The organism is Gammaproteobacteria bacterium, assembly GCA_013696315.1.
In the GTDB taxonomy this organism is placed as follows: Bacteria; Pseudomonadota; Gammaproteobacteria; order JACCYU01; family JACCYU01; genus JACCYU01.
In genome coordinates, this window is record JACCYU010000154.1 from 1 (window position 1) to 23,635 (window position 23,635).

General features: G+C 58.1%; 24 protein-coding genes, 1 tRNA gene and 1 pseudogene. 19 read left to right on the top strand and 7 right to left on the bottom strand.

Annotated features, from left to right (window positions below; translation table 11 throughout):
* Positions 1-129, top strand: a 129-nt coding sequence (trpC, locus tag H0V34_09085; GenBank protein MBA2491839.1) for an indole-3-glycerol-phosphate synthase TrpC, incomplete at its 5' end; no start/stop codon positions are given.
* A 62-nt stretch (positions 130-191) separates the two neighbouring features.
* Here trpC and crp read toward each other — a convergent pair.
* A complete protein-coding gene (gene crp, locus H0V34_09090) occupies positions 192-830 on the bottom strand; it encodes a cAMP-activated global transcriptional regulator CRP (GenBank protein ID MBA2491840.1) in 639 nt (212 codons plus the stop codon).
* 99 nt (positions 831-929) lie between these two features.
* Between crp and H0V34_09095 the strand changes: the two genes are divergently transcribed.
* The 4 genes from H0V34_09095 (at position 930) to H0V34_09110 (ending at position 3,817) form a co-directional block, all read left to right on the top strand.
* The gene (locus tag H0V34_09095) at positions 930-1,346 is read left to right on the top strand and encodes an OsmC family protein (protein ID MBA2491841.1); all 417 of its coding nucleotides are present in this window, start codon (positions 930-932) and stop codon (positions 1,344-1,346) included.
* A gap of 112 nt (positions 1,347-1,458) precedes the next feature.
* On the top strand, positions 1,459-1,869 hold the full coding sequence (locus H0V34_09100) for a VOC family protein (protein ID MBA2491842.1): 411 nt from the start codon (positions 1,459-1,461) through the stop codon (positions 1,867-1,869).
* Positions 1,870-2,058: 189 nt separating this feature from the next.
* On the top strand, positions 2,059-2,880 hold the full coding sequence (gene speD / locus H0V34_09105) for an adenosylmethionine decarboxylase (protein ID MBA2491843.1): 822 nt from the start codon (positions 2,059-2,061) through the stop codon (positions 2,878-2,880).
* Between the two features lie 67 nt (positions 2,881-2,947).
* Positions 2,948-3,817: a polyphosphate kinase 2 family protein gene (locus tag H0V34_09110; protein MBA2491844.1), complete on the top strand. Its 870-nt coding sequence runs from the start codon at positions 2,948-2,950 to the stop codon at positions 3,815-3,817.
* A gap of 59 nt (positions 3,818-3,876) precedes the next feature.
* Here the strand turns inward: H0V34_09110 and coq7 are convergent, their stop codons facing one another.
* Both coq7 and H0V34_09120 read right to left on the bottom strand, forming a co-directional pair.
* Positions 3,877-4,527, bottom strand: a complete 651-nt coding sequence (gene coq7 / locus H0V34_09115; GenBank protein MBA2491845.1) for a 2-polyprenyl-3-methyl-6-methoxy-1,4-benzoquinone monooxygenase — start codon at positions 4,525-4,527, stop codon at positions 3,877-3,879.
* Between the two features lie 9 nt (positions 4,528-4,536).
* On the bottom strand, positions 4,537-5,766 hold the full coding sequence (locus H0V34_09120; GenBank protein MBA2491846.1) for a (Fe-S)-binding protein: 1,230 nt from the start codon (positions 5,764-5,766) through the stop codon (positions 4,537-4,539).
* 146 nt (positions 5,767-5,912) lie between these two features.
* Here H0V34_09120 and H0V34_09125 point away from each other — a divergent pair, with 146 nt between their 5' ends.
* The 10 genes and pseudogenes from H0V34_09125 (at position 5,913) to H0V34_09170 (ending at position 15,964) form a co-directional block, all read left to right on the top strand.
* The gene (locus H0V34_09125; protein MBA2491847.1) at positions 5,913-6,221 is read left to right on the top strand and encodes an NAD(P)H-dependent oxidoreductase subunit E; all 309 of its coding nucleotides are present in this window, start codon (positions 5,913-5,915) and stop codon (positions 6,219-6,221) included.
* Positions 6,222-6,406: 185 nt separating this feature from the next.
* The gene (locus H0V34_09130; protein MBA2491848.1) at positions 6,407-7,705 is read left to right on the top strand and encodes a hypothetical protein; all 1,299 of its coding nucleotides are present in this window, start codon (positions 6,407-6,409) and stop codon (positions 7,703-7,705) included.
* A gap of 275 nt (positions 7,706-7,980) precedes the next feature.
* Positions 7,981-9,297: a hypothetical protein gene (locus H0V34_09135; protein ID MBA2491849.1), complete on the top strand. Its 1,317-nt coding sequence runs from the start codon at positions 7,981-7,983 to the stop codon at positions 9,295-9,297.
* A gap of 211 nt (positions 9,298-9,508) precedes the next feature.
* Entirely contained in the window at positions 9,509-9,937 is a 429-nt protein-coding gene (gene rplM, locus H0V34_09140; protein ID MBA2491850.1) for a 50S ribosomal protein L13, read from the top strand.
* A 25-nt stretch (positions 9,938-9,962) separates the two neighbouring features.
* On the top strand, positions 9,963-10,355 hold the full coding sequence (gene rpsI / locus H0V34_09145; protein MBA2491851.1) for a 30S ribosomal protein S9: 393 nt from the start codon (positions 9,963-9,965) through the stop codon (positions 10,353-10,355).
* 92 nt (positions 10,356-10,447) lie between these two features.
* A tRNA-Gln gene (locus H0V34_09150) sits at positions 10,448-10,521 on the top strand.
* 133 nt (positions 10,522-10,654) lie between these two features.
* Positions 10,655-11,745, top strand: a pseudogene (locus H0V34_09155) (site-specific integrase).
* 848 nt (positions 11,746-12,593) lie between these two features.
* Positions 12,594-12,812 (top strand): hypothetical protein, encoded by a 219-nt coding sequence (locus H0V34_09160; protein MBA2491852.1) that lies wholly within the window; start codon positions 12,594-12,596, stop codon positions 12,810-12,812.
* A gap of 739 nt (positions 12,813-13,551) precedes the next feature.
* Positions 13,552-14,724 carry an AAA family ATPase gene (locus H0V34_09165; GenBank protein ID MBA2491853.1) on the top strand — a complete coding sequence of 391 codons (1,173 nt, stop codon included), beginning with the start codon at positions 13,552-13,554 and terminating at the stop codon, positions 14,722-14,724.
* Between the two features lie 820 nt (positions 14,725-15,544).
* A complete protein-coding gene (locus H0V34_09170) occupies positions 15,545-15,964 on the top strand; it encodes a hypothetical protein (protein MBA2491854.1) in 420 nt (139 codons plus the stop codon).
* Between the two features lie 117 nt (positions 15,965-16,081).
* Here H0V34_09170 and H0V34_09175 read toward each other — a convergent pair whose 3' ends face one another.
* On the bottom strand, positions 16,082-16,966 hold the full coding sequence (locus H0V34_09175; GenBank protein MBA2491855.1) for an ImmA/IrrE family metallo-endopeptidase: 885 nt from the start codon (positions 16,964-16,966) through the stop codon (positions 16,082-16,084).
* Positions 16,967-17,350, bottom strand: a complete 384-nt coding sequence (locus H0V34_09180) for a helix-turn-helix domain-containing protein (GenBank protein ID MBA2491856.1) — start codon at positions 17,348-17,350, stop codon at positions 16,967-16,969.
* A 380-nt stretch (positions 17,351-17,730) separates the two neighbouring features.
* Here H0V34_09180 and H0V34_09185 point away from each other — a divergent pair, with 380 nt between their 5' ends.
* The 3 genes from H0V34_09185 to H0V34_09195 are packed head-to-tail and all read left to right on the top strand — an operon-like array spanning position 17,731 to position 20,695.
* Positions 17,731-18,768, top strand: coding sequence for a patatin-like phospholipase family protein (locus tag H0V34_09185; protein MBA2491857.1), 1,038 nt, complete (start codon positions 17,731-17,733; stop codon positions 18,766-18,768).
* A gap of 8 nt (positions 18,769-18,776) precedes the next feature.
* Complete coding sequence (locus H0V34_09190; protein ID MBA2491858.1) at positions 18,777-19,967, top strand: nucleotidyltransferase; 1,191 nt, start codon at positions 18,777-18,779, stop codon at positions 19,965-19,967.
* Complete coding sequence (locus H0V34_09195; GenBank protein MBA2491859.1) at positions 19,964-20,695, top strand: hypothetical protein; 732 nt, start codon at positions 19,964-19,966, stop codon at positions 20,693-20,695. The genes H0V34_09190 and H0V34_09195 overlap by 4 nt, the downstream gene beginning before the upstream one ends.
* 368 nt (positions 20,696-21,063) lie before the next feature.
* Here the strand turns inward: H0V34_09195 and H0V34_09200 are convergent, their stop codons facing one another.
* Entirely contained in the window at positions 21,064-21,843 is a 780-nt protein-coding gene (locus tag H0V34_09200; GenBank protein ID MBA2491860.1) for a site-specific integrase, read from the bottom strand.
* 47 nt (positions 21,844-21,890) lie between these two features.
* Between H0V34_09200 and H0V34_09205 the strand changes: the two genes are divergently transcribed.
* Positions 21,891-22,661 (top strand): Fic family protein, encoded by a 771-nt coding sequence (locus H0V34_09205; protein ID MBA2491861.1) that lies wholly within the window; start codon positions 21,891-21,893, stop codon positions 22,659-22,661.
* Positions 22,662-22,872: 211 nt separating this feature from the next.
* Here H0V34_09205 and rpiA read toward each other — a convergent pair whose 3' ends face one another.
* On the bottom strand, positions 22,873-23,529 hold the full coding sequence (rpiA, locus tag H0V34_09210; GenBank protein ID MBA2491862.1) for a ribose-5-phosphate isomerase RpiA: 657 nt from the start codon (positions 23,527-23,529) through the stop codon (positions 22,873-22,875).
* Positions 23,530-23,635: the final 106 nt, after the last annotated feature.

Sequence of the window (23,635 nt, forward strand, 5' to 3'; positions counted from 1 at the left end):
GAAAGCGGCATCAATTCGCGCGATGATGTCGCGCGCATGCGAAAGGGTGGGATTAGTTGTTTTCTGGTCGGTGAGGCATTTATGCGTGCCCGCGATCCGGGCGCGAAGCTGGCCGAGCTGTTTGCGTGATAAGTAGCGGGAGCGATCTTAAGATCGCGCCCACCGGCCTGCGTTGACTGAAAAGCTTGAGCTTACCGCGTACCCAGCACCACGATGGTTTTGCCGCGCGCGGTGATCAGCCCGCGTTGTGCCATATCCTTCAGCACCCGCCCGGCCATTTCGCGCGAGCAACCGACAATCTTGGCGATCTCCTGACGCGTGATGCGCAGCTGCATACCGTCCGGATGCGTGATGGCAGTGGGCTGGCTCGCAAGTTCGATAAGCGTGTGGGCGATGCGGCCGGTGACGTCGAGATGCGCGAGGTCGATCACCTTGCGGTTACTGAGCTTGAGGCGCCTGGCCATTTGGCCGGCCAGAGCGAACAGGATCTCCGGATCGGAGGTGGCGAGATGGCGAAATCTGGAGTAGTGCATTTCGGCCAGTTCGGATTCCTCTTTCGCCACCACCAGGGCGGTGCGCTGCCCGGATTCGAATAAACCCATCTCGCCAAAGAAGTCTCCACGGTTCAAATACGCAAGCACCATTTCGTGGCCCTCGTCGTCCTTGATCATTATGCTCACTGAGCCACGGGTGATATAGTAAAGCGTGTCTGAGGGTTCGCCCGCGTGAATAATGATGCTGCGCGCCGGATACTTCCTGCGATGACAATGCGCCAGAAACCGTTCCAGCGTCGGGTTGGGGTTCGGTTTTTTTAGCGGTAGAACGGACATGGCGCACCTCTTGGCGTAGTGGATTCCCTTAAGCGCCTGAATCTATGTGACGCCGCGTCGCTTGTCGAATCAGATTTAACTCAAAGCCACCGAATTCCGATGAACGTTCGTGTTAAATGGATGGACAACATGACGTTCGTCGGCGAAACCGGCAGCGGGCATGCCGTCGTCATGGATGGACCACCCGACCACGGCGGCCGTGATCTTGCCCCGCGCCCCATGGAAATGGTGCTGCTGGGGCTGGGCGGTTGCACGGCATTCGATGTGGTCAGCATTCTCAAAAAGGCGCGGCAGAACATCACGGGATGCGAGGCGGATATCCAGGCCGAGCGCGCGGACGCGGTGCCGGCCGTGTTTACCCGCATTCACATTCATTATTCCGTGCGCGGTAAAAATCTATCGGCGCCGCAGGTGACACGCGCGGTAGCGCTATCGGCGGAAAAGTATTGCTCGGTTACCGTCATGCTCGCGAACAGCGTCGAAATCACGCACGACCACGAGCTTATTCAGGACTGAGCGCATCTGAATTGAGTACATTTTTTAACTGCCGTGCGAGTGCGACAGGTTCCGGCATCCTTGAACGGAATGCCTTCTTGCATGGCGGTACGCAGTAACGAGTTCAGAACAAATGGATCAATTAAACAAGCGACCTCCCGCTACCGGTGGGCTGCGTCACGTGGCTCTTAACGTCACCGATATGGCGGCTTGCGAGCAGTTTTACGTGGGTCTGCTGGGAATGGCGATCGGGTGGCGACCCGATGCTGAAAATATGTATCTAAGCTCGGGTTGCGACAATTTAGCGTTGCACCGGGTGCAGAAAGTTGGCGAAGCGGGTCAGCGCCTGGATCATATCGGTTTTATCCTGCGCAGGGCCGAAGATGTCGATGCCTGGTTCGAGTTCCTGCAGGCGCACGAGGTGCCTGTCGCGCAGCCGCCGCGGACGCATCGCGATGGGGCGCGCAGCTTCTACTGTCGTGATCCGCAAGGCAATCTGGTACAGATGATCCATCATCCGCCCATCGCGCAAATGTGTCCTTAAGATCCGCGTCCGCGCCGCGCGCTCGCTAAACGCGAAGCGGCCGACGCGAGCTAGAGTCCGCGGTCGCCGCGGGTTTACGCGCTCGGCCCAATCGGGCATTATCCTGCGCCAGCTTTCCGCGCACTCCATAACACCCTGACTGACATACGCGTGCATCGGTAGAATGTCGCCCGTTATCCGGAGATGCCCATGAAATCAAAAAAGCTCGATAAGAAGCTGCAGCTTTACGGATTCAACAATCTCACCAAATCCTTGAGTTTCAATTTCTACGACGTCTGCTACGCGACCAGCGAGCGGCACCGCGACGAGTACATCGAGTACATCGACGAGGCGTACAATGGGGACCGGCTGACGCAGACATTAAACGACGTCGCCCACATGATCGGGGCGACCGTGCTGAACACGGCCACGCAGGACTACCACCCGAAGGGCGCCAGTGTCACGATGCTGATCGCCGAAGATGACGAGGTGCCCGCGCAGCCGGAGCAGACCAACGAGGCGCCGACGGCCGGCCCGTCGCCGGAGGCGGTAGTGGCGCACCTGGACAAGAGCCACATCACCGTGCACACCTATCCGGAAAGCCATCCCGACAAGGGTGTGATGACCTTCCGCGCGGATATCGATGTCTCCACCTGCGGCCGGGTATCGCCGTTGCGGGCGCTCAACTATCTGATCCAGTCCTTCGACGAGGATATTGTCGTTATGGATTACCGCGTGCGCGGGTTTACGCGCGATCTGCGCGGCAAAAAACACTTTATAGATCACAAGATTAATTCAATTCAGAATTTTCTGTCGAAGGAGACCAAGCGCCGTTACCAGATGATCGATGTAAACGTTTATCAGGAGAAGATCTTTCATACGAAGATGATCCTGAAAGACTACGACCTCGACGACTACCTGTTCGGCCAGGGCAAGAGCGATTTTTCAAAGAAAGAGGAGAAGATCATCGAACACCGTATACGGCGCGAAATGGCTGAGATTTTTTACGGGCGCAATCTGCCCCGTGCGTGACCAGCGGGATATTCCAGCCGTGAGGCTGCGGCCAAAAAGCGCTGCCGCATTCGGAACGACCTGAATGATGTTCGATGCTATTCCCAGCCTTTATCGGGTGCCATTCGACGGCCGATTTGCGCGCGCTGAGCTCCCCACGCGGCCGCCCATCGTGTCGGACAAGAACGCTTTAAAGAAAGCGCTCGCGCAACACGTCGACCGCCTGAGCGTGCTGCAACGGATGCTTTACGCGCACGATCGGTATGCAGTGTTGCTGATCTTTCAGGCGATGGACGCGGCGGGCAAGGACGGCACAATACGCGCCGTCATGAGCGCCGTCGATCCAGCCGGGTGTCGGGTATACAGTTTCAAACAACCGTCCGCGGAAGAACTGGATCACGATTTTCTGTGGCGCACCACGCGCTGTCTACCGGAGCGCGGCCACATCGGCGTGTTCAACCGCAGCTATTATGAGGAAGTGCTGGCCGTGCGGGTGCATCCGGAATATCTGGAAGCGCAAAAACTGCCGGACGAAATCGATCGCGATGCAATCTGGCCGCAGCGACTGGCATCGATTCGTGACCTCGAACAGCATCTGGCGCGCAACGGCACCGTGATTTTGAAGTTCTGGCTGAATGTGTCGAAAGAGGAGCAGCGCGAGCGATTTCTATCCAGACTGGATGAGCCAGAAAAGCAGTGGAAGTTTTCCATGGCCGACGTGGGCGAGCGCGGTTCTTGGGGCGCCTACATGAATGCTTACGAAGAGGCGCTGGCGGCGACTTCACGTCCCTGGGCGCCATGGTATGCGATTCCCGCGGACAACAAGCATTACATGCGGCTCGCGGTGGCGGAGCTCGTGGTGGAGTCACTGAAGTCGCTGAAGCTCGAGTATCCTGCGGTCGGCGCCGTAGAGCGCGCTAGGTTCACGGAAATGCGGCGCATCTTGGAAGCGGAGTAGAGGCGGCGAGGGCGTAAGACGCCGCTCATATACCTCCGTATCGAGGATTACCGGCAAATTCAAAGCCAGTACGCGGTGCGCGTCATCACCTTCGACACGAGTGTCATGGCGCGCTGGATCGCGCCTGGCAACGCCTGCCCTCCTGCAAGCGCCGCGGAGCGCGCATGTTCAGCCTCGTCGAGCTTCATTTGCGTCAGGATTGCGTGGCTGCGCCGGTCGCCCGCCGGCAGGCGCTGCAGGTGATCGTCGAGATGCCGGACAACCTGGCGTTCCGTTTCGCTGACGAAGCCCAAGCTCCAGGGGTCGCCGGCTAGACCCGCGACCGCGCCCAACGCATATGACCCAAGGTACCAGCAGGGTCCGAATACGCTGCGGCGGCCGCCAAGTTCCAGAATCCTTTCATGGCACCAGGCGAGATGGTCGTTTTCCTCTTCCGCCGAATGTCGCATCTGCTTGCGTACTGGCGCATCGCGCGCGGTAAGCGCCTGACCGTGATACAAACCCTGTGCGGCGACTTCACCGGCATGATCCACACGCAACAGCCGCCGGGACAATCGTCGCGCGGACGCCGGTAATGAATTCGCGCTATCGCTGTCGGTTTGCGCGGTCGCTGAAGGGTTCGGGCGCCGCGCATGTTGCCGACCGTGCACGGTACGCAGCGCCTGGTCAATTTCCATCAGCAGCTTGTCCGCCCACGAGTAGTTGCGCATTCTAAACACCTAGTCGGTAATGAGTTGACGATCCAGCAAGGTCACCGGATGCAGCACCTCGCAACTTAGACCTGCGCGTCGCAAGCCGGCCTTGATGTGCAGCGCGCAGCCGATATTCGATGTCGCGATGATGTCGGGTCGCTGTTCTTTGACATGTTCGAGCTGGTCCGCGAGCAGAATATCGGCCATGCGGGGCTGCGTCAGCATGTAGCTGCCGGCCGCGCCACAGCAACCACCGCTGTCGGGCAGTTCCCGCAACTGGATGCCCGGTATGCTGGACAGCAGGTCGAAGGCATGGCGCGGCTTTTTTAGCACGTGTCTCAGACTGCATGGGGTGTGCACCATAACCTTCGCGGCAAGCGGCCTGAATGCAGGCTGCCGGGGGGCTTGCGTGGCCAGAAACTGACAAATGTCCTGATTGCGCTTCGCAAAACGCTGCGCAGAGTCGCATGCCAAGTGTTTGGCGTAGTCGGACAATTGTGCGCCGCAGCCGCTGGCGGTTGAGACGACGGTCTGGTTGGCGCGGCTTTCGAACGCGCGAACGTTGCGTTTCATCAAGGCCAGCGCCTGGTCAGGCGCGCCACTGTGCATGTGCAGCGCGCCGCAGCAGGTCTGAGGTTTCGGGACCGACACGTGATAGCCCAGCCGCGTGAGCAATCTCTGGCTTGCATTCAAGGTCGCGCGATCGAAGATCTCGGCGACGCAGCCGGTAAACAGCGCCACCGAGGGACGGTCGTCAGCGGAAGCATGCTCGGAGCGCGGGCGCGCCGTCGGTTCGATCGCAGGCAGCAGGGACTGGCCGCGCGCGAGGCCGGCGAGTTTCAGCAAGCCCATCTTCCGTGCCACGTTCTCCACGCCGGACCGCTGGTAGGCTAGCAACGATGTGAAGGCCAACGTTCGCGGCCAGCGCCGCGTGACCAGCATGCTGATCAAAATGTGCGAGAAATCGAAATAGCCGGTGCGCCTGTCCCTTAGCCTGGCCCTCGTGGCATCGATCAGGTCGCCATAAGGAACGCTTGCCGGGCATACAGGTTCGCAGGCGCGGCATGCCAGGCAGCCATCGAGGTGTTGCACCAGTGCGCCGCCGTCGCTCAGCCGCCCCGTGTGCAGCGCCTGCATCAAGGCAATGCGCCCGCGCGGCGAATCGGCCTCATTGCGCGTCTGGTTGTACGTCGGGCAATGCGGCAGACACATGCCGCACATCACGCAACGATCCGCCGCTTCGGAGATATCGATCATTGGTTGGAGTATAAGCCGCGTGGCAGTCCCTGTTGCGTTTGGAAAGTTCACCGGGGAAACTTAAATAAACCTGTCGATGTGATGTACGCCTGCCAACGGCAGTAACATGGTGACCACCTTCTAAGCTCCAATATTTCCATACCACGATGGCTTACTACAAACGTCATTTGTTTTTTTGCACCAACTGCCGGGACGACGGCAATGTCTGTTGTCAGGATCATGGCGCGACCGAGATGCGCCAGTATGCCAAGCGGCGCGCCAAGATGTTGAACATCACGGGCCAGGGGGGCGTGCGCGTGAATACGGCAGGCTGCCTGGATCGTTGTAGTGAAGGACCCGTCGCGGTCGTATATCCGGACGCCGTTTGGTACACATACGAAACGCAGTCGGATATCGACGAGATCATCGACGAACATCTGGTGCACGGTCGGACTGTCGAGCGCCTCAAAATCTGATGCTTTTTCGGAAGCACGGTCGACTTCGGTGCGCGATGAACGGCTGACGAAGACGGACGGGTGGTGCAAATTCCGGTAGTAACGGTTTGCACATCTAAACTATTATTCGATATGAATACATGGGGCTCGTCGTTGACCCTAAGCACAAGCGACGCATAAACACACATCAAACGGGAGATCCCCACATGCAACAAATATCAGCGAAGAAAATCAGCTCCGCGCTAGGGCTAATGGCGTTCCTGGGCGCCGGTAGCGCTAGCGCCCTGGGTACGTTGGCTATTAATGTCGAGCCCAACGGTACGGCGGGCGCGAACGTGATTGTGATCGGTCCAGCAGGGCCAAACACTGCGGTTCGGAACACCACGGTGGATCGGCGTCTGAGCCTGCCGCCCGGTCGGTATCAGGTGTTTACGCCGGGTGTGCGTCTGACCGCACCTATCGTCGACAGCGTCTTTGGCGTGGTAAACAAGCCGGTTGTGAATATCGTCAATGGGCAAACCGTACCATTACTGGCCAATTTCGACCAGCTGCGCCCCGGTACGGGACGCTTATGGCTGCCGGTGAGGTTGGATGGCCAGGTACAAAGCTTCGCGCGCGCGCAACTCGCGTCCGGTAGTGATGCGCCTGGTGTCGCCATTACCGGCGCCGGCAATCAGCCGATCAACGCCATTTTCGACAACCGCGGCAACATGTGGGTCGCCTCGTTCGGCGACAACACGATACTCAAGTACAGCCCGCCCAAGCTCGCCGCCCCCGGTGGAGCCCGAGTGCCGGACGTAATCCTCCGCACCAATGCCACGGGGTCCATGAATGGCCCTGTGGGACTCGCCTTTGACCGCCTGGGAGATTTGTGGGTGGGCAACTACGGCCTACAGACGGGTGGCGGCGGCGCCGGCGACAACACCATCGTTAAATTTACGAGGGCTCAAATCGCTGTGAGTGGTGCACCGACACCTTCGGTCATTCTGAGGGGCTTCAACAATCCCTATGGTCACACCTTCGATGCGCGGGGCAACCTGTGGGTGGGCAACACCAGGGCCAACAACGTGTTGCGCTTCCCGCCGGCACAGCTGAAAAACGGCGGTACGCCCAATCTCACCATTACCGAGACGAGCATTGGAACCCTGAACGGCCCGCGGGGCCCCGTGTTTGATCGCGACGGCAACTTGTGGGTAGCTAGCGCGGGTGACGAGCGCGTGGCCGGATACTCCATAAGCGGCGCTACCGTGACGCCATTGTCAACAATTACCCTGCAGGACGAACAGGGTCAACCGGTGCCGAGTCCAGACGGGCTGGCGTTCGACAATGCCGGGTTTTTGTGGGTGACGGGGACTGGCGGGTTCCTCTATCGATACTCGAAGGCCAGTGTGACCCCCCCCGGCGGTATCAAACGGCCAGTTACCACCATCAGTCAATTCGGCAACACGCGCGGCGTATTTATCTCGTTCAATCCAAAGCCCACACCGCTGCCAGCGACCCCTTAAAGGGGTAAGCGCGCTCACCAACGGTACGGGCGTTAACACGCCCGTACCGTCCTGTCTCTCGTTTCTCCCCCTTGTCGTTCAGGCGTTGGAACGCATATACTCGCGTTCCACGCTTTGTGTTCCGCGGCAACTTGTGCCAGCCACAGCAAAAACCCAGCAAAAACAATAATTGAGGCCGCCTGAAGTGCGGCAGAACGCCTATCTACCTTAGATATCGGCATGTTCAGGATAAAACTAGTTCACCCAGCAGCATTAACGGGCAAAGGACGATCGACATGAAAGTACGGATTATTGACAGGATTCTGCTGCCTTGCGCACTGATTGCGCTCATTGCCGGATGTGGAGGTGGCGACGGTGGCGATAGCACGCCACCGGTACCCTCAGGCGGCCAGGGTACGCTGGATATCGATATTCGCCCGAATAACCTCGTTGGCAGCACTGTTCAGATCGCCGGTCTTAACGCCGTACGCACAGTCTCGCGAGACATGAGTCTGACGCTGCCGGCGGGTCAATATGCCGTTTCCGCCCTTGGGTTGCGTCGCGCGCGGCCGATTGTCGATGATGTGCTGGGCACTGTAGATACGCCGACCGTATCGCTTTCGGACGGGCAGACCGTCACCGTGGTGGCGGATTTCACGGAATCCCAACCTGGCGCTGGTCGCTTGTGGTTGCCGGTGCGTGCGCCCGGCCAGCTTCAGTCTTTCAATCGAGCCCAGCTATCGACGAACACCGTGGGCACGGGCAGTACCACCATCACAGGCGCCGGCGTGGAGCCGATCAACACAGTGTTCGATGCGGGCGGTAATCTGTGGGTGGCCTCGTTCGGCGACAACACGCTGTTGAAATACAATGCGGCGCAGCTCGCCGCGCCCGGCGGCGCGCTTACGCCGGACGTGATCATCAGCTCCTTGGCGAACGGTTCGCTGAACGGTCCGGTCGGACTCGCGTTCGACGGCGACGGCAATCTGTGGGTGGGCAACTTCCTTCCGCGCGGCGCCGCCGGCGAGAATACGGTAGTGCGTTACACACCGCAGCAGCTCGGTCAGTCGGGGCAGCCCGAACCGGGGGTAGTCCTTACCGGTTTCACACGCTCGTATGGTCATGCCTTCGACGCCGACGGAAACCTCTGGGTCGCGAACAACGGCGCGGACACCGTGCTTCGGTTCCCGCCATCTGAGCAGGTGAGCGGTGGAACGCCGGACGTCACTATCAACAGTACCAGCGGCGGTTCCTTGCGCGGGCCGCGCGGCCCAGCCTTCGATGACGAGGGCAGATTGTGGTTATCGAGCGCCGGCAACAGCCGGGTCGCGGGTTACACGATCGGCTCGGATGGCGCGGCGACGCCGATTGCCACCGTCACTTTGGAAAATGCGCAAGGGCAGGCGGTGCCCAGTCCCGATGGACTGGCATTCGATAATCAGGGCAACCTGTGGGTGGCGGCCTCCGACAATAACCTGTATCAGTACGCAAAGGCTGATCTATCCGCTAACGGCAGCATCCAGCCCGCAGTCACCATCACCGGCTTTGGCGCCAACCGGGGAGTGTTGTTCTCCTTCAATCCCTTGCCGGTTGGGCTGCCGATCAATCAGTAAACTGGCGGGTATCTTTATGACCCGGGGTGGGCCTTGAGCCCGCCCTTTTAATTTGGCCCTGGGATCGCATACACAATCGTGAAATTGCCGCGAATCTTGACGCGATATATGGCGGTCCAGGCCTCCGGGCAGCGAAACTTCAGCGGTTGTATGCTGCCTGTCAGTCCGCTATTATCGCGTGTTTTCGCATTTATGCGTGAGCACCCCCGCGATGAAAACCTTTAGCGCAAACGCGGCCACTGTCAGGCGCGACTGGCACCTGGTCGATGCCACCGACAAAACGCTGGGCCGTCTGGCCAGCGAAATCGCGCGCAGGTTGCGCGGTAAACACAAACCGATTTACACGCCGCATGTCGACACCGGCGATTACATCGTCGTCGTCAACGCGGAAAAGATCCATGTCACCGGCAACAAACTGCAGGACAAGGTATACCACCGTCACACGGGTTACATCGGCAACCTGAAATCCGAAACCTTAGGCCATCTGTTACAGAACAAGCCGGAGCGCGCAATTCAACGCGCTGTGAAGGGCATGCTGCCAAAAAATCCGCTGGGACGCGCGATGTTCCGCAAACTCAAGGTGTATGCGGGTCCGCAACATCAGCACGCGGCCCAGCAACCGCAACCACTAGACATCTGACCGGCGAGTCGACCGAATCTTTCTTATGGCAACAGAACAATATTACGGAACGGGTCGCCGCAAATCCTCAGCGGCGCGCGTGTATATGCAATCCGGCAACGGCGAAATAACCATCAACAAGCGTTCGGCGGATAGCTATTTCGGCCGCGAGACAGCTCGCGCCGCCATCCGGCAGCCATTAGACGTCGTCGCCATGCAGGACAAATTCGACATTCGAATCAGCGTCGCCGGCGGTGGCGGCAGCGGTCAGGCCGGCGCCATCCAGCTCGGGATTGCACGCGCCCTCGTCCGTTACGACGAAGGTTTGCGGCAGTCGCTGCGCAAGACGGGATTTCTCACCCGCGATGCGCGCGAGGTGGAACGCAAGAAAGTCGGTTTGCGCAAGGCGCGCAAGGCGACGCAGTATTCCAAGCGGTAAGCTTTCAGTCTGAGGTCCGATACTGGCTGATTTAGTAGCCGCTTTCGCATGGCTTGAAGTTGCCGCCTCGGCGGTCACGATCGTTCATTTGCTGGGGGATCGTCTAGTGGTAGGACAGCGGACTCTGACTCCGTTAACCGAGGTTCGAATCCTCGTCCCCCAGCCAATAAACACAATAACTTAGAATAATAACCCGCTAAGTGCGTTCCAGTTTGGCGCACTTTTGGCGCAACAGTTCACAACAAATGGTATGATTGCGGGCGTGGTAGCGTGTGCTATCGCTTCGGCAGGTGCTAGTCATGGCCTACGTTCGTGAGCGCGCGGGCAACGATGGGAAGCCCGCTTACTGTGTCTACGTCCGCCTCAAGGGCTACCCGCCGCAGACCGCGACTTTCGCCCGCAAGACGGACGCGAAGCGATGGGCGCAGCAAACCGAGGCCGCGATCCGCGAGGGGCGGCACTTCAAGAGCGTCGAGGCCAAGCGGCACACATTGGCTGAGCTGATCGAGCGCTACTTGCGGCACGTGGCGCCGCACATGAAACCGCCGAGGATCGCGAGGCGCATCTACAATGGTGGAAGGCCGAGATCGGCGAGCATGTCTTAGCCGACGTGACGCCTGCGCTGCTCGTCGAAATGCGAGACACGCTACTGCGCGGACAAACGCGGCGAGGCAAGCGTAGCGCATCGACAGTCAATCGTTATATGGCCGCGCTTTCGCACGTTTTCACGATGGCCGTGCGGGAGTGGCAGTGGACAGAAGATAATCCTTTTCGCAAAATATCCACGCTAAAGGAGCCTTCCGGGCGCGTGCGATTCCTGGACGATGACGAACGCGCGCGGTTGCTTGTCGAGTCTAAGGCGCATAGTGACGAGCTTTACACAATCGTCGTGCTGGCGCTCTCAACTGGGGCGCGGCGCGGCGAACTTCTATCGCTCACTTGGAAAGACGTCGATCTAGCACGCAGGACACTCGTTCTCCGAGAGACTAAGAACGGTGAGCGGCGATCACTGCCACTGCAAGGCCACGCGTTCGTCTTGGTTCAAGACATGGCAAAGCTGCGCCGGATCGACACCGACCTGCTGTTTCCCGGCACGAAAGACCCGAAGAGGCCGTTGGCGATCGGCAATATCTTCAACGCGGCAGTTACGCGCGCCGGCATCGAAGACTTTCACTTTCACGATCTACGGCACAGCGCCGCGTCCTATCTCGCCATGAACGGCGCGACTATACCAGAGATCGCTGGCGTGCTCGGCCACAAGACCTTGCAGATGGTCAAGCGTTACGCACACCTATCAGATCAGCATACGGCGCAAGTCGTGGCGCGGATGAACACAGCGATATTTGGCGCCGAAGCTAAGCGGATTCGGGCGCTTGAACAAACCAGATGATAGGTGCCGCGCGGCTCCATTAGGCGTGCACAAAATCTAGCGCGGCGTATCGCGTGGATTCCATACTCAAGCGCTATCACGCTGATCTACCTGTGCTAGAGCAGGCTCGTCTTGGCTGCATTAGCGAACGCGAATGGCTCAGCGAACTTGCCATCGCATTGCTCTGGGAGCCCGATCCAGACAAGCAATACTACTTAAGGGCGGCCATCATCCGTGCATGCAAGGCAGGGGATCTGCCTTACCAAGGGCGACCACCTATCAAACCCGGCGAGCCTCCGGTGATTTGGGTTGACGAAACTAGCCCTTTCTACGAGTGCTACTACATAACGCGTGACGACCTTCGAATTTGGCTTGAGCGTTGTGGGGAGTGGCCTTTGCAGCCCGATATTCTGCTCTCGCGATGGTGGGTTGATGTCAGCAGTTCCATCCAAGCCCCGCGGGTGCGAGCGGATGCGTTGACCGACGCAATAACGGCGGCTCTGTGTGTTCTACGAGAGGAACTTGGACGTGACTCAACTGCCCACGAGATCTATGACTATCTGCGCCTTCGCGACACGACTGGAACCGTACTCGATGAGAATGACCGAGGACTCATATGGGAAACCAGCGGTGGCAAGTGTCACACTACCAGCCTCAAGGCGCTTGCGAAACGTGTAAACAAACTTCGGCGTCGGAGATAGGTTGGTGTCTCACCTGTCCCGATTTCCCTCCCGATTTCCCCGAGTTCCCTCCCGATTTCCCCGATTTTCCCCCTTTCTAAAAATGTAAAGTTTCGTGCTCTAGCCTTCGGCAATCGCTGGCGATAATTCGCCGCGCTTCGCCGATAGGCACATCAATAGGATTAGAGCATGACTGAAGCAATAGCACACACCCGGTTAATTCCAGTCCCGAAATGGAACGACTACCACGCTTGGCCGCCTCCGGGCGGTCTGCGTCACCTGATCTTTCATGCCGAGCACAACGGTTTCAAGAGTGCCTTCAAGAGGGTAGGCCGACGCATACTCGTTGATGAGGCCGCGTTCTTTGCGTGCGTAGAACGGCAGCAGAAGAAAGGCCGCGCAGCCTAAAGGGGAGCTTATATGGTGCAGAATCGAGAACGCCCGGCGAACAGGCCGGGCGTTAATGTGGTGGCGCAACTAAACGTCTTGTCGGAAGTTCAGAATTCTACTACTACCGACCATAAAGCAGTAGCCACACCGGCGACGCCCCCGCCTAGCGCTTATCGTTTTTCATATTGTCACCCATGCCTGGCCAGCGCTGCGCGCGTCGGCGATGTGCGTTGCCTCAAAGAGGCTAGAACATGAGGCGCCGCTATCCGCCTTATGGACGCCTACTAGCTAAGCGCATGGCACGTCCGGACACCTGGCGCCGCTATTGGGGTACCTCGCCGGATGGTAAGCGTGTGAGTCTCTTTGTGTTAGCCGGCGTGGATGCCTGGAGGCTCGGCCACGAATGGATCGAGCATCGCTTACTCGCCGTGAGCGCACCTGATAGCGATCCCACTATATACGACTGGTCAATACTCGCCGGTCACCCGCCGATCCTGGTGTGGCCATGCGGGCGCTGTGGAAGTGCGCACCTGGAGTGCCTGATCTGCGCGCTTATCCGCGACGGTTGTGAGCGCGTACTCGCACTTAGGCCACGTTGCTGCATTCGGTATTTGGCCGAGGAGGTCTCATGAGCCGCGCGCACATTAGATTCGGTCGCGAACGCGGCGACCGCATCGTTAGCTGTGAGGGTGATGCGGGTGATCGCGCACGTCGGATTGAAACGCGCCAACTTGCAACGCCTGGCAGTCGCGCGGTCATGCGCTGCCTGGCTAATGTGTCGCCGGAGCTTATCCGTTGGCTCTGGCTTGGTCGGATCGCTTGCGGGAAGGTAACTCTCATCGTGGGCGATCCTGGACTTGGTAAGTCTTTCGCGACCCTGGACATCGCCGCGCGCGTCTCCACCGGCGCGACTTGGCCGGATGGCCGACCAAGTATTTCGGGTTCGGTCATCCTACTTAGTGCTGAAGACGACGCCGCTGACACCATCCGGCCGCGGCTTGATGCTTTGGGGGCGGATCTCTCCCGTATTCACATCCTGGATGGAGTGCGCAGTGAGGACAGCGAGACCGGCGAGGCTGTCGAGCGCGCGGTCACTCTAGCCGACACGAATGTACTGGCCGAAGCTATCGATTCTGTTACCGATGTCCGGCTGGCCATTGTTGATCCGATCAGCGCGTATCTAGGCACCGCCGATTCTCACAAGAACGCCGAGATCCGCAGCCTGCTCGCGCCCCTGGCGAAATTCGCTGCTGCTCGCGGAATAGCCGTAGTCGCCGTGTCGCATCTGAACAAGGGCGCCGGCAGCGCGATTTACAGGATCATGGGGAGTCTCGCCTTCACGGCCGCCGCGCGCGCCGTATGGGTTGTCGCCAAAGACAAAGATGATGAGACACGTCGGCTCCTGTTGCCCGTGAAGAATAATTTGGCTACGGACTCAGGCGGGCTCGCCTACCGTATAAAGACACACGACAACGCGCCATTCGTAGAATGGGAACCTGATCCCGTACTCGTAGACGTGAGTGATGCCCTCGCAAGCCCTCCGGGCGATGAGGAAGGAAGCTTCCGCCAAGAAGCCGCCAAGTGGCTTACCGAAATTCTCGCGCGTGGGCCAATGACCGTGAAGGCCCTCAAGCACGAGGCTTCTGGCGCGGGATTTTCGTGGCGTACGATAGAAAGGGCTAAAAGCGCGGTCGGTGCGGTCGCGCGCAAGCAAGAATTCTCCGGCGGCTGGTGGTGTTGGGAGCTTCCGACTATGACCAAGATTGCCATGAAGACCGCCACACATCCCAAGGTGGCGGCCTTCGCGAAAAAGCGCCACAGAAAGCCGGTTCTGTCGCGACTTTCAGCGAAGACCGCCAAAGCTCACGGAATGGCGGTCTTCACTGCGTCAAGGCGGCTTTGCAGGAAGCCTGCGTGGGGGTGTCCGTGACGCCGGACCAGTTGCGCGCTGTACTAGCCGAAGAGGATATCCATGATATCGAGGGAGGGGTGCTCAGCGTTGAGAATCTGCGCGCATTGGCGCGTACGATGCAATAATGCGTGCAGAGCGACCTGAACACACCCGCCAACACACAAACCAACACGCCAACGAACACACTTCCGGACACACCTTTTGCACACGCCTCAACACACGCTTGACACACTACCGAACGCGCCCTAGCGTTTACGTCATGGCCGACATGGAGACTTGGGATCGTCTATGGGAGATTTTCTATAGTGGAGACCCGGATGATTGTGCTTAGGTCTACCGCGTCGTTGCGGATGGTGCGTTTGTTAATCCATACTTCCTGAAATGTACGCCGACGAACGATCTACCAGAAAGCCTCCGGGATGATTATGGTGGTGGCGCTTTCCGGATTCTGGTTCGGCGATGCAAGAAGATGATACTAAGCGGCACTTTTGATATTGAACCGCTTCCACCGCCACGTGAGCCCAGACGACAGCCGCGATACAGCCTTTGAATTAATAATCACTAGGTCTGAGGTTTTATTCCTTCGTCCGCACCAATTAACCCAAAAAAAAGGGCGATGACGCCGCAGGGTGTCTCGCCAGACATAAGCAATTAAATAAGCAACTCGCGTGTCGCAACTCACCGAACTCATTGCGCAGATCAAGGCTAAGAACCCTCAAATGGGGGCGGATCCTGGATGGAAGCCACCCATGCTAGGGAAGCGGATGGAAGTGAAACTCCACTGCCCCGCTACGAGCACCACATGCTATGCGACGAGTATGGCCAATTCCCTGCGGAGATGAACGACTGGGAAAGAGAGGTGTTGAAGGTCGAGATGACACGCGAAGGTTTTCAGGCATGGTACCGTAACCCGTCACGTGCTTGTCCGGAGTCTTTAGGCGTCGCTTACAACGGCAATGATCAGGTCAAGCTCGTACGCCCCGACTTCATCTTCTTCGTAAAGCAATCCGATGGCAGCTTCGCTGCGGACATTGTAGACCCACACGGGACCCACTTCAGCGACGCATTGGCAAAACTTCAAGGCCTAGCCTACTACGCTGAGAAACACTCGGAAGTCTATCGTCGGATAGAGGGTATCGCGAAGGCCGGGGACAAACTGCGTGTGTTGGACCTGACTGACTCGTCGGTGCGGAAGGCGGTTGCCGAGGCTGCGGACGCAAGGAGTCTTTACCAGAGCGAGTTCGCGAGCGACTATTGAGCACTGATTTTACGCAACTAAGTGCTTGACAAGCTCTCGGGAAGCTGTCCCCGAGGGCCCTACAATTATTACAGGATTCCAAGCGCGCCGGGAGTAAATCTCCAAGAGTGCCTGTTCTTACTTACGTCGGCTCTTTGAGGGCCAGGGCAGAATGCCGTCAAGCTCCTCCAATAGTGGCTCCTCGTTGTCTGCATCGTCATCATGGGTATGCCCGACGCACCTTAAGCTGTCATCGAACCAAATGAGTGACAGGCACTGATCCCACTCTCGTACGAGCATCGCCTCCTCGGCTAACAAGTCGTAGTTCTTGACGCCATTCGAGAACCAGATATCTACGGGAATTTCATCATAGTCTTCGATCTTCGCCCCCTCTTTGATCAGCTTGTGGGCGACGCTGCTTTGAGGCGCAGGGTTCCCAATCCCGATCCATCCCTTCATTTCCCGGAGTAACCTCGACCTTGATGCGTAACGAACCTTACCGTTCTCGATCAAGACAAAAGCGCACGGGACATCGCAGCTGGCGGCGAAGCGGGAGCCAGTCGAGCTTACGGACGCCTCATATTTGGCCGCCAGTTGCTTAATGGCATCTAGAGATACATCCAGATCATCGATATCCCTCTTAAACATGTCGTACGGCAAGAGGCATTCAGCCGCAAAGACATCACATAAGATCTCTTCTTTGGGGCGCGACCGATAACTGATGAGATCCGACGTGCTTATATTCTCTCCGTGATGTTGTGAGGAGAGTCCAAGCACGATATGCGCGATTTCATGCAGCACTGTGAAGCGTTGTCGCTCCTCTCTGTGGTTCCCGTTCACGGTGATGATGTTCTTGCTACGAAGGGAAAACGTTTGTCCTGATTCTGCGTCATCCAGGTCGTAACATATTTTGATCTTGGCGTTCGCGGCAGCAGCAAGACGCTCGATATCAACCGGAACGGAATCGATACCCGCGTCCCTTACAAACTGACGTGCCTTCAGGACGGCTGTGAATTCGTCCAATTAATCGTCCTGCTCTCCGAGAAATGCGTTCAGGCGATCCGCCTGTCTCCGCCAGTCATCGGGCGTTTCCGGGCGTTTTCCCCGGAAGCTCATCTGCGCCAAGGGTTCAAGAAGCTCTAAAGGCCGATCCTCATCCTTGATAAAAACGTCAATGAGCTGCTCGTTCATTGTCTTCCCAACAAGCAAGCGCAGCAGGCGTGCGCGGCGGGAACTAAGTTTCAGAGTGCGCGCGAATGATTCGACGACTTCCCCTGATGGGGAGGTCTTCTCACCCTTCTCCAGCCGGTGAATATAGGCGTGGTCAATCTCGCACAATTTTCCGAACTCGCGAAGGCTCAAGCCGCGCTCTTCACGAAACATTCTTAGGGCGTAGCCAAAAGACATCTGGGCTCCTCTTGACAAAACGGAGAACTATTCTAGTGTGTTGTCCACATAAACAACGGCATGGCGCGCAAGCACACTTGATAATATCAGAAACGTGTGATGTTTCCAGTAATATGTTGTTGTTTCAGACAACACAAGAGCTAAACGGACGGCCTTCAACAAGCCGTTTGTGCGATAGGAGATGAAACTATGAGCAATAAATCATGGAAACCAGGAGAGAAAGCGCCGCGTTCCGGCCAGTACCAGGTAGTCAGGCCGCGTGGCGGGAAGGGGCCAGAGCGCACCGTCGTGAAGGACGAACCCTTTCCGCCGACGTTTGGCCGAGGCCATCGGTACATACTCGTTGATCCCACCAAAACCAAGCGGAGGTGACTCCGCTGATGGCCGGCAAAGAAGAATCTGAACAGCCGAAACGCCGCATCCTTTGTATTGATGGCGGCGGCATCCTCGGTACATTCCCGGCGGCCTTTCTCGCTGGCCTGGAACCGGATGTCGATCGCCCGATCGGTTCATATTTCGATCTGATCGCCGGCACCTCGACCGGCGGCATCATCGCCATCGGTCTCGCGATGGGGCTGCGCGCCTCGGAGCTTCTCGATCTCTACGAAAAACGTGGTCCGGAAATCTTCGGCCAAGGGCGTGGGCCGGTCGCGGACTTCATCTTCGACAAGCTGCGGTTCGCGCGAAGGCTTGTTGTGAACAAGCACGATTCCGGGCCGTTACGATCCGTTCTCGAAGACACGCTCGGGGGCAAGCGGGTTGGCGACGCCGCAACGCGGCTGCTTATCCCGGCATGGAACCCGGTCGCGCGGTCTGTCTATATCTACAAGACCGCGCATCACGCACGCCTTCGCAACGATTACAAATGCCTGGCCGTCGATGTCGCGATGGCGACCGCTGCTGCACCGACCTACTTCCGCCAGCACGTCACGCAGCACGCCGTTGGCCTCACCGACGGCGGCACATGGGCGAACAACCAGGTCGCGCTCGCCGTGGTGGAAGCGATCACGCTTCTCGGCTGGCCACGCGATTCCCTTCAGGTTCTCAGTCTGGGTTGCCTGGACGAGACCTATACGATTCGCAAATGGGCCGGGATCGGAACGCTCGGCTCGAAAGTCATCAAGCTGTTCATGGACGGGCAGTCGCACGGTGCGATGGGGATCGCCAAGCTGCTCACAGGTCACGAGCACGAGCGGACGGCCATTCACCGGATCAATCACCCGGTCCCTTACAACGCCTACAAGATGGACGACACGCGCGTCATTCAGGATCTCAAGGGGCTGGGCCATTCCTTCGCACGCGATCGACAACCGGTTCTCGATCCCGTGTTCTTCAGCCATCCGGCCGACGCGTTCATGCCGGTCTACGCGCTGAATGAAGAGCCGGGTGTGACATCAAGAGAGAGGTTGTCGGCATGACGATTGATATGAAGAAGTATTCGGCGTTCCTCGAACAGGTCGCAAGCGAGATCGACATCCCGCCCGGCAAGTATCAGGATGCTGTGGACCGCTATCAGGCCGTAGGACGCTGGCTTGAAGAGGGCGAATATCCCGGATGCCAGGGCGAACTCAGCATCTGCGTACAAGGATCGTTTCGCCTGGGAACGGTCACCCGGCCGATTCGCGATGGAATCGAGGCGTGCTACGACATCGACCTCGTGTGCGAGTTGCCGTTGCGCAAGAAAGAGACCACGCCGCAAGCCATCAAGTCCATGGTCGGCGACCGGCTCCGCGAACACGGAACCTACAAGAAGTTGCTCGATCCCGAAGGCCGGCGCTGCTGGACGCTCGAATACGCCGAGCAGGACGGCGTGGGATTTCATCTGGACGTGCTGCCCGCCGTTCCCGACGCGCGCGGACTGCTCGACACCGCCGTCGCGATCACGAAGAAGGCGGACACCATCTATTCGTGGTCGGCAAGCAATCCCCGTGGCTACGGGGTGTGGTTCGACGGCAAGAACGCCGTGGCGTTCTCCCGGGTGGTCGTCGAGCAGAAGCAGGATATCCGGCGCCGCGCATCCCTGATCTACGCGAGCATCGACATGGTTCCCGACCAGTTGGTCCGCACGCCGCTCCAGCGTTCGATCCAGCTCATGAAGCGCCACCGCGATCTGCGCTTCAATCATCATGATCGGGTCGACTACGCACCGATCTCGATTATCATTACGACGCTCGCCGCGTATCTCTACGGCAACGAGCCGGTTGTGTATTCGGCTCTGTCAGGGATCGTCGGAAAGCTCCAGGCGCATGCAGCGCTCGTCGAGGGCAAGGCCATCGACCGCTCGCTGGCGGCGATGGGATTGATCCAGAGACGGCCGGATGGCACGTGGTACATCGGCAATCCCGTCAACCCGGACGAGAATTTTGCGGACCGCTGGCATGAAGACAACCACGCCCGCGCCCGCGCCTTCTTCGCATGGGTGGATGCGCTCCAGAAGGATCTGCTGAACATCCTGGGCGAGACGACTCCGCGTCTGCTCAAGGAGCATCTGGGCCGCGCATTGGGCAAGGCGGCTGTAACGAGGCATCTCGATATCCCGGTTCCGCCCGCTGCGGCCATCGACACGCCGCCGCGCATTCACGTCGCCAGTCCCGCGAAACCGTGGAGGGAGGCGTGACGGAGGATTTGCGGCGGCAAATCTCCGAACTCATCGCCGTTCACAAGAGACTCATCAACGTGCTCGAACGCGGTACGGAAACCATCGTATCCGGTGCGCTGCCGTTCGAGGCGTCCGCCGACGGATTCGAGACGATCGCGGATAGGTTTGAGATCGAACTGGCTATACCAGATGCCTTTCCGGACATGCTTCCGCGCGTAAGGGAAACGGCTGGCAGGATCGAGCGAAGCTACCCGCATATTAATGTAGAGGGGACGCTCTGTCTTGCGATTCCGGTTGAACAACGCCGGATTTTCTTCGAGCAGCGCTCTTTGTTGGGATTTGTGAACCGGCTGGTTATCCCTTATCTATACGGTTACTGCCATTGGAATCAGTGCGGTCGACATCCCTTCGATGAGGAAAAGCACGGCGCCGAAGGAATTGTTCAATACTACATCGGAAAGCTGCACCTGGCGGATGAACTAGCGGTGTTGGGCGTCGTTTGCTTCCTTTATGAGCACGGTTACCGGGGCCATCATCCCTGTCCGTGCGGGAGCGGGCTGAAGGTCCGGAGCTGTCATGCTTCCGCGCTGCGTAGTCTTGATCAACATCATACTTCACAAACCATTTGTCACGATTTCTTGTGCGTGTTTGAAGTCTGCTTCAGTAGGTTTCAGGCTGGTCAGTTCTCCTTCCCAAGACCGCTCAGGAATCAGATCTGTCGCATCCTTAACAAGATTAAAGGCTAGCTGTTCCCGCGCGGAGCTGGGCCTGCGTCGATCAGTCGCGCCCAGCACTTCCCATTTCCGTTGAGATGCATTCGGCTATTCCCTACTGACCGGCCCGCAGCAGCATGCTACATAGTAGATTTGGCGCAATTTTGGCGCAGTACGCAACAAGAAAAGGCCGCAAACCACAAAAGGGCGCAAGCATGCCTGCGTACTAAGCCGTTGAATACATTGTTATCATCTGTGGTAAGTTGTTGTAAATAGTGGTAAAAGGCCGTCTCTGACTCCGTTAACCGAGGTTCGAATCCTCGTCCCCCAGCCAATTAAATCAATAGCTTGCCTGTACCCTCGCGACGTGCATCATCATAGTTGCAACCCAACTGCAACCCTTAGGGCTTGAGATAAAAAGCGGCATGGAGCGCCGCGTTTAATTTGCTGGCGGCTTCCTCTTGAATGCCTGGCAACACATGCGAGTAGGTGTCCAAGGTGATGGCAATTGTTGAGTGGCCCAGGCGCTCGGAGACAACCTTGGGATGGACACCTTGACGTAGCAATTGCGTGGCGTGCGAATGTCTTAAGTCATGAAGGCGTAGAGTCTGCAAGCCTGCTTTTCTAACCAGCTTGCGATAAGCCATCGTGAGCGCGTTGGGCGGCCATACACTGCCATCCTCCCGCGCGAAAACGAGGCCCTGATCCTTATACGCGGGCCCGATCATCAAACGCGCCTTTTTCTGCTCGATATCGTGGACACGTAGAGCATCCATCGTCATGGTAAGTAGGGCGATGGTGCGCTGACTCTTTTTCGTTTTGGGTTTCTTGAACTGGATACACCCGCGGGTTTGTTCGACCGTTTGGCGGACGGTCAACATTGCGCGTACTAGATCTACATCCTGCCAGCGCACAGCTAGAAGCTCTCCTCGCCGCAGACCAGTCGTGACCGCGACCAACAACGGCACGTAGAGGCGCGTTCCTCTCGCCAGATCCAAGAGTATCCCCGTCTCGCGTTCATCTATCGCCCGCATCTCTCGATGCTCCGGGCGCGGAGTCTCGACGGCATCGGCCGAATTCCGTACAACGAGACGCCACTTTACCGCCGTCTTAAGTGCGAGCTTTAGTACCCGGTGGTGCTGCAGCAAAGTCTTTTCCGAACGCCGGCCGAGCTTTGGCATAGTGCCCCCCATTTAGTCGCAAGTTACTGCTCGAACTGCATACGGTATTGCTCAAGAGTGGGCGCGGCCAGGACAAAGAGCCAGGACGCATTCGTATAGAGCAAAATTGGATAGGAGTTCACGGACGTCCAATCGAAGAAGCCTTTCATGTACCGCCAGAAGCACATCTCCTCCCGCAATTTATTGATAACTGGCTGGAATACTATCGCGGAGAATCGCCTGATCCCTTGGTGCAGCTTGCGGTAATTCACGCACAGTTCGAAATTTTGCATCCATTCATGGATGGCAATGGCCGCATAGGCCGACTGCTTGTCCCGCTGTTCTTGTACGAAAAGCGCATTCTGTCTGAGCCAGTATTCTATCTTTCCGCCTATCTTGAAGCGCATCGGGACGAGTATGAGCAGGGGCTACGGGTGCTGTCAGGCCTAGACAGCTGGAATCAGTGGATACTATTCTTTCTGCGGGCTATCGAGTCGCAGGCCGAGGAGAATGCGGCGAAGGCGCGAGATATACAAACATTGTATGAATCGCTAAAGCGGACAATATTGGATCTCACGCGGTCACAGTACGCCGTCCCATTGCTGGACGCTATGTTCGCCAAACCCATATTTCGCAGCTCCGAGCTATTCGATCGACCGGAGATGCCGAGCCAGCCCGCGGTAACTCATATGCTGAACCAGCTTAAGGAAGCTGGTGTGCTTACTTTGGTGCGCGAAGCCGCCGGCCGCCGCCCTCAAGTTTTAATGCTTGAAAAACTATTGAGTATTGCCGAAGGAAGAGAAGTGCGCCTGCCCGCGGTCGCCCAAGTGCCTGCCTAAATGCAGTTTTCTGGGCGTCTGGCGGGCGGGCAAGCCGGGCAGGCGCGCCGCCTTTAAGCATAATCGCAATGTGCAAAATTCCCGTTATAATGAACGCTGTTAAACGTCTAATAGGTCGTTTACACAATTGCCTTTCGTTGAATTTCGCGCTGGATTCTACGCACACTAAGCCTGTCTCTTGCCGCAACGGCTGATTGCCTTAACTGGAGGCCTATCTCAGCGTTTCGACACTGCCCTGGTTCCCAACAAGCAAAACATTGGCGGGACGCAGCGCGAATATACCCACCGTCACCACGCCGGGAATATTGTTGATACCAGCCTCGAGTTTTGCGGGTTCCATGATGTTCAGACCGCGTACATCCAGGATCGGATTGCCGTTGTCGCTCGTGTAATCCGGCCGCAGTGCGGGCGAACCACCCAGGCCTACAAGTTTGCGCGCGACCAGGCTCCGCGCCATGGGTATGACCTCGACGGCTACCGGAAACGCGCCCAGCACGCCGACCAGCTTCGAGTCGTCAATGATGCAGACGAATTTGCGGCTGGCACCCGCGACGATCTTCTCCCGCGTTAACGCGCCGCCGCCGCCCTTGATCAGATGGCGGTGACGGGTCGCTTCATCCGCGCCATCGACGTACAGCGGTAATTCGCCGACATCGTTCAAATCCATCACGGCAATACCTGCGCGTTTGAGCCGTTGCGCTGTTATTTCCGAGCTGGCGACTGCGCCATCGATCCTGTTTTTCACGCGCGCGAGAGCGTCGATAAAAAAGCCGGCGGTCGTGCCCGTGCCGACGCCAATCACGTCACCGGTCTGAACATACTCGAGTGCCGCCTCGGCCACGCGCCGTTTGATATCGTCTTTGTTCATAGAATTCTACTCGCGTGTGAGATGTGTTTATTGATCGGCGGGCCTGCTACCATTGTTCGATCGCTGCCAGTGATACGTCTCTGATCGGTCCTTTCCCGTAGCAGTC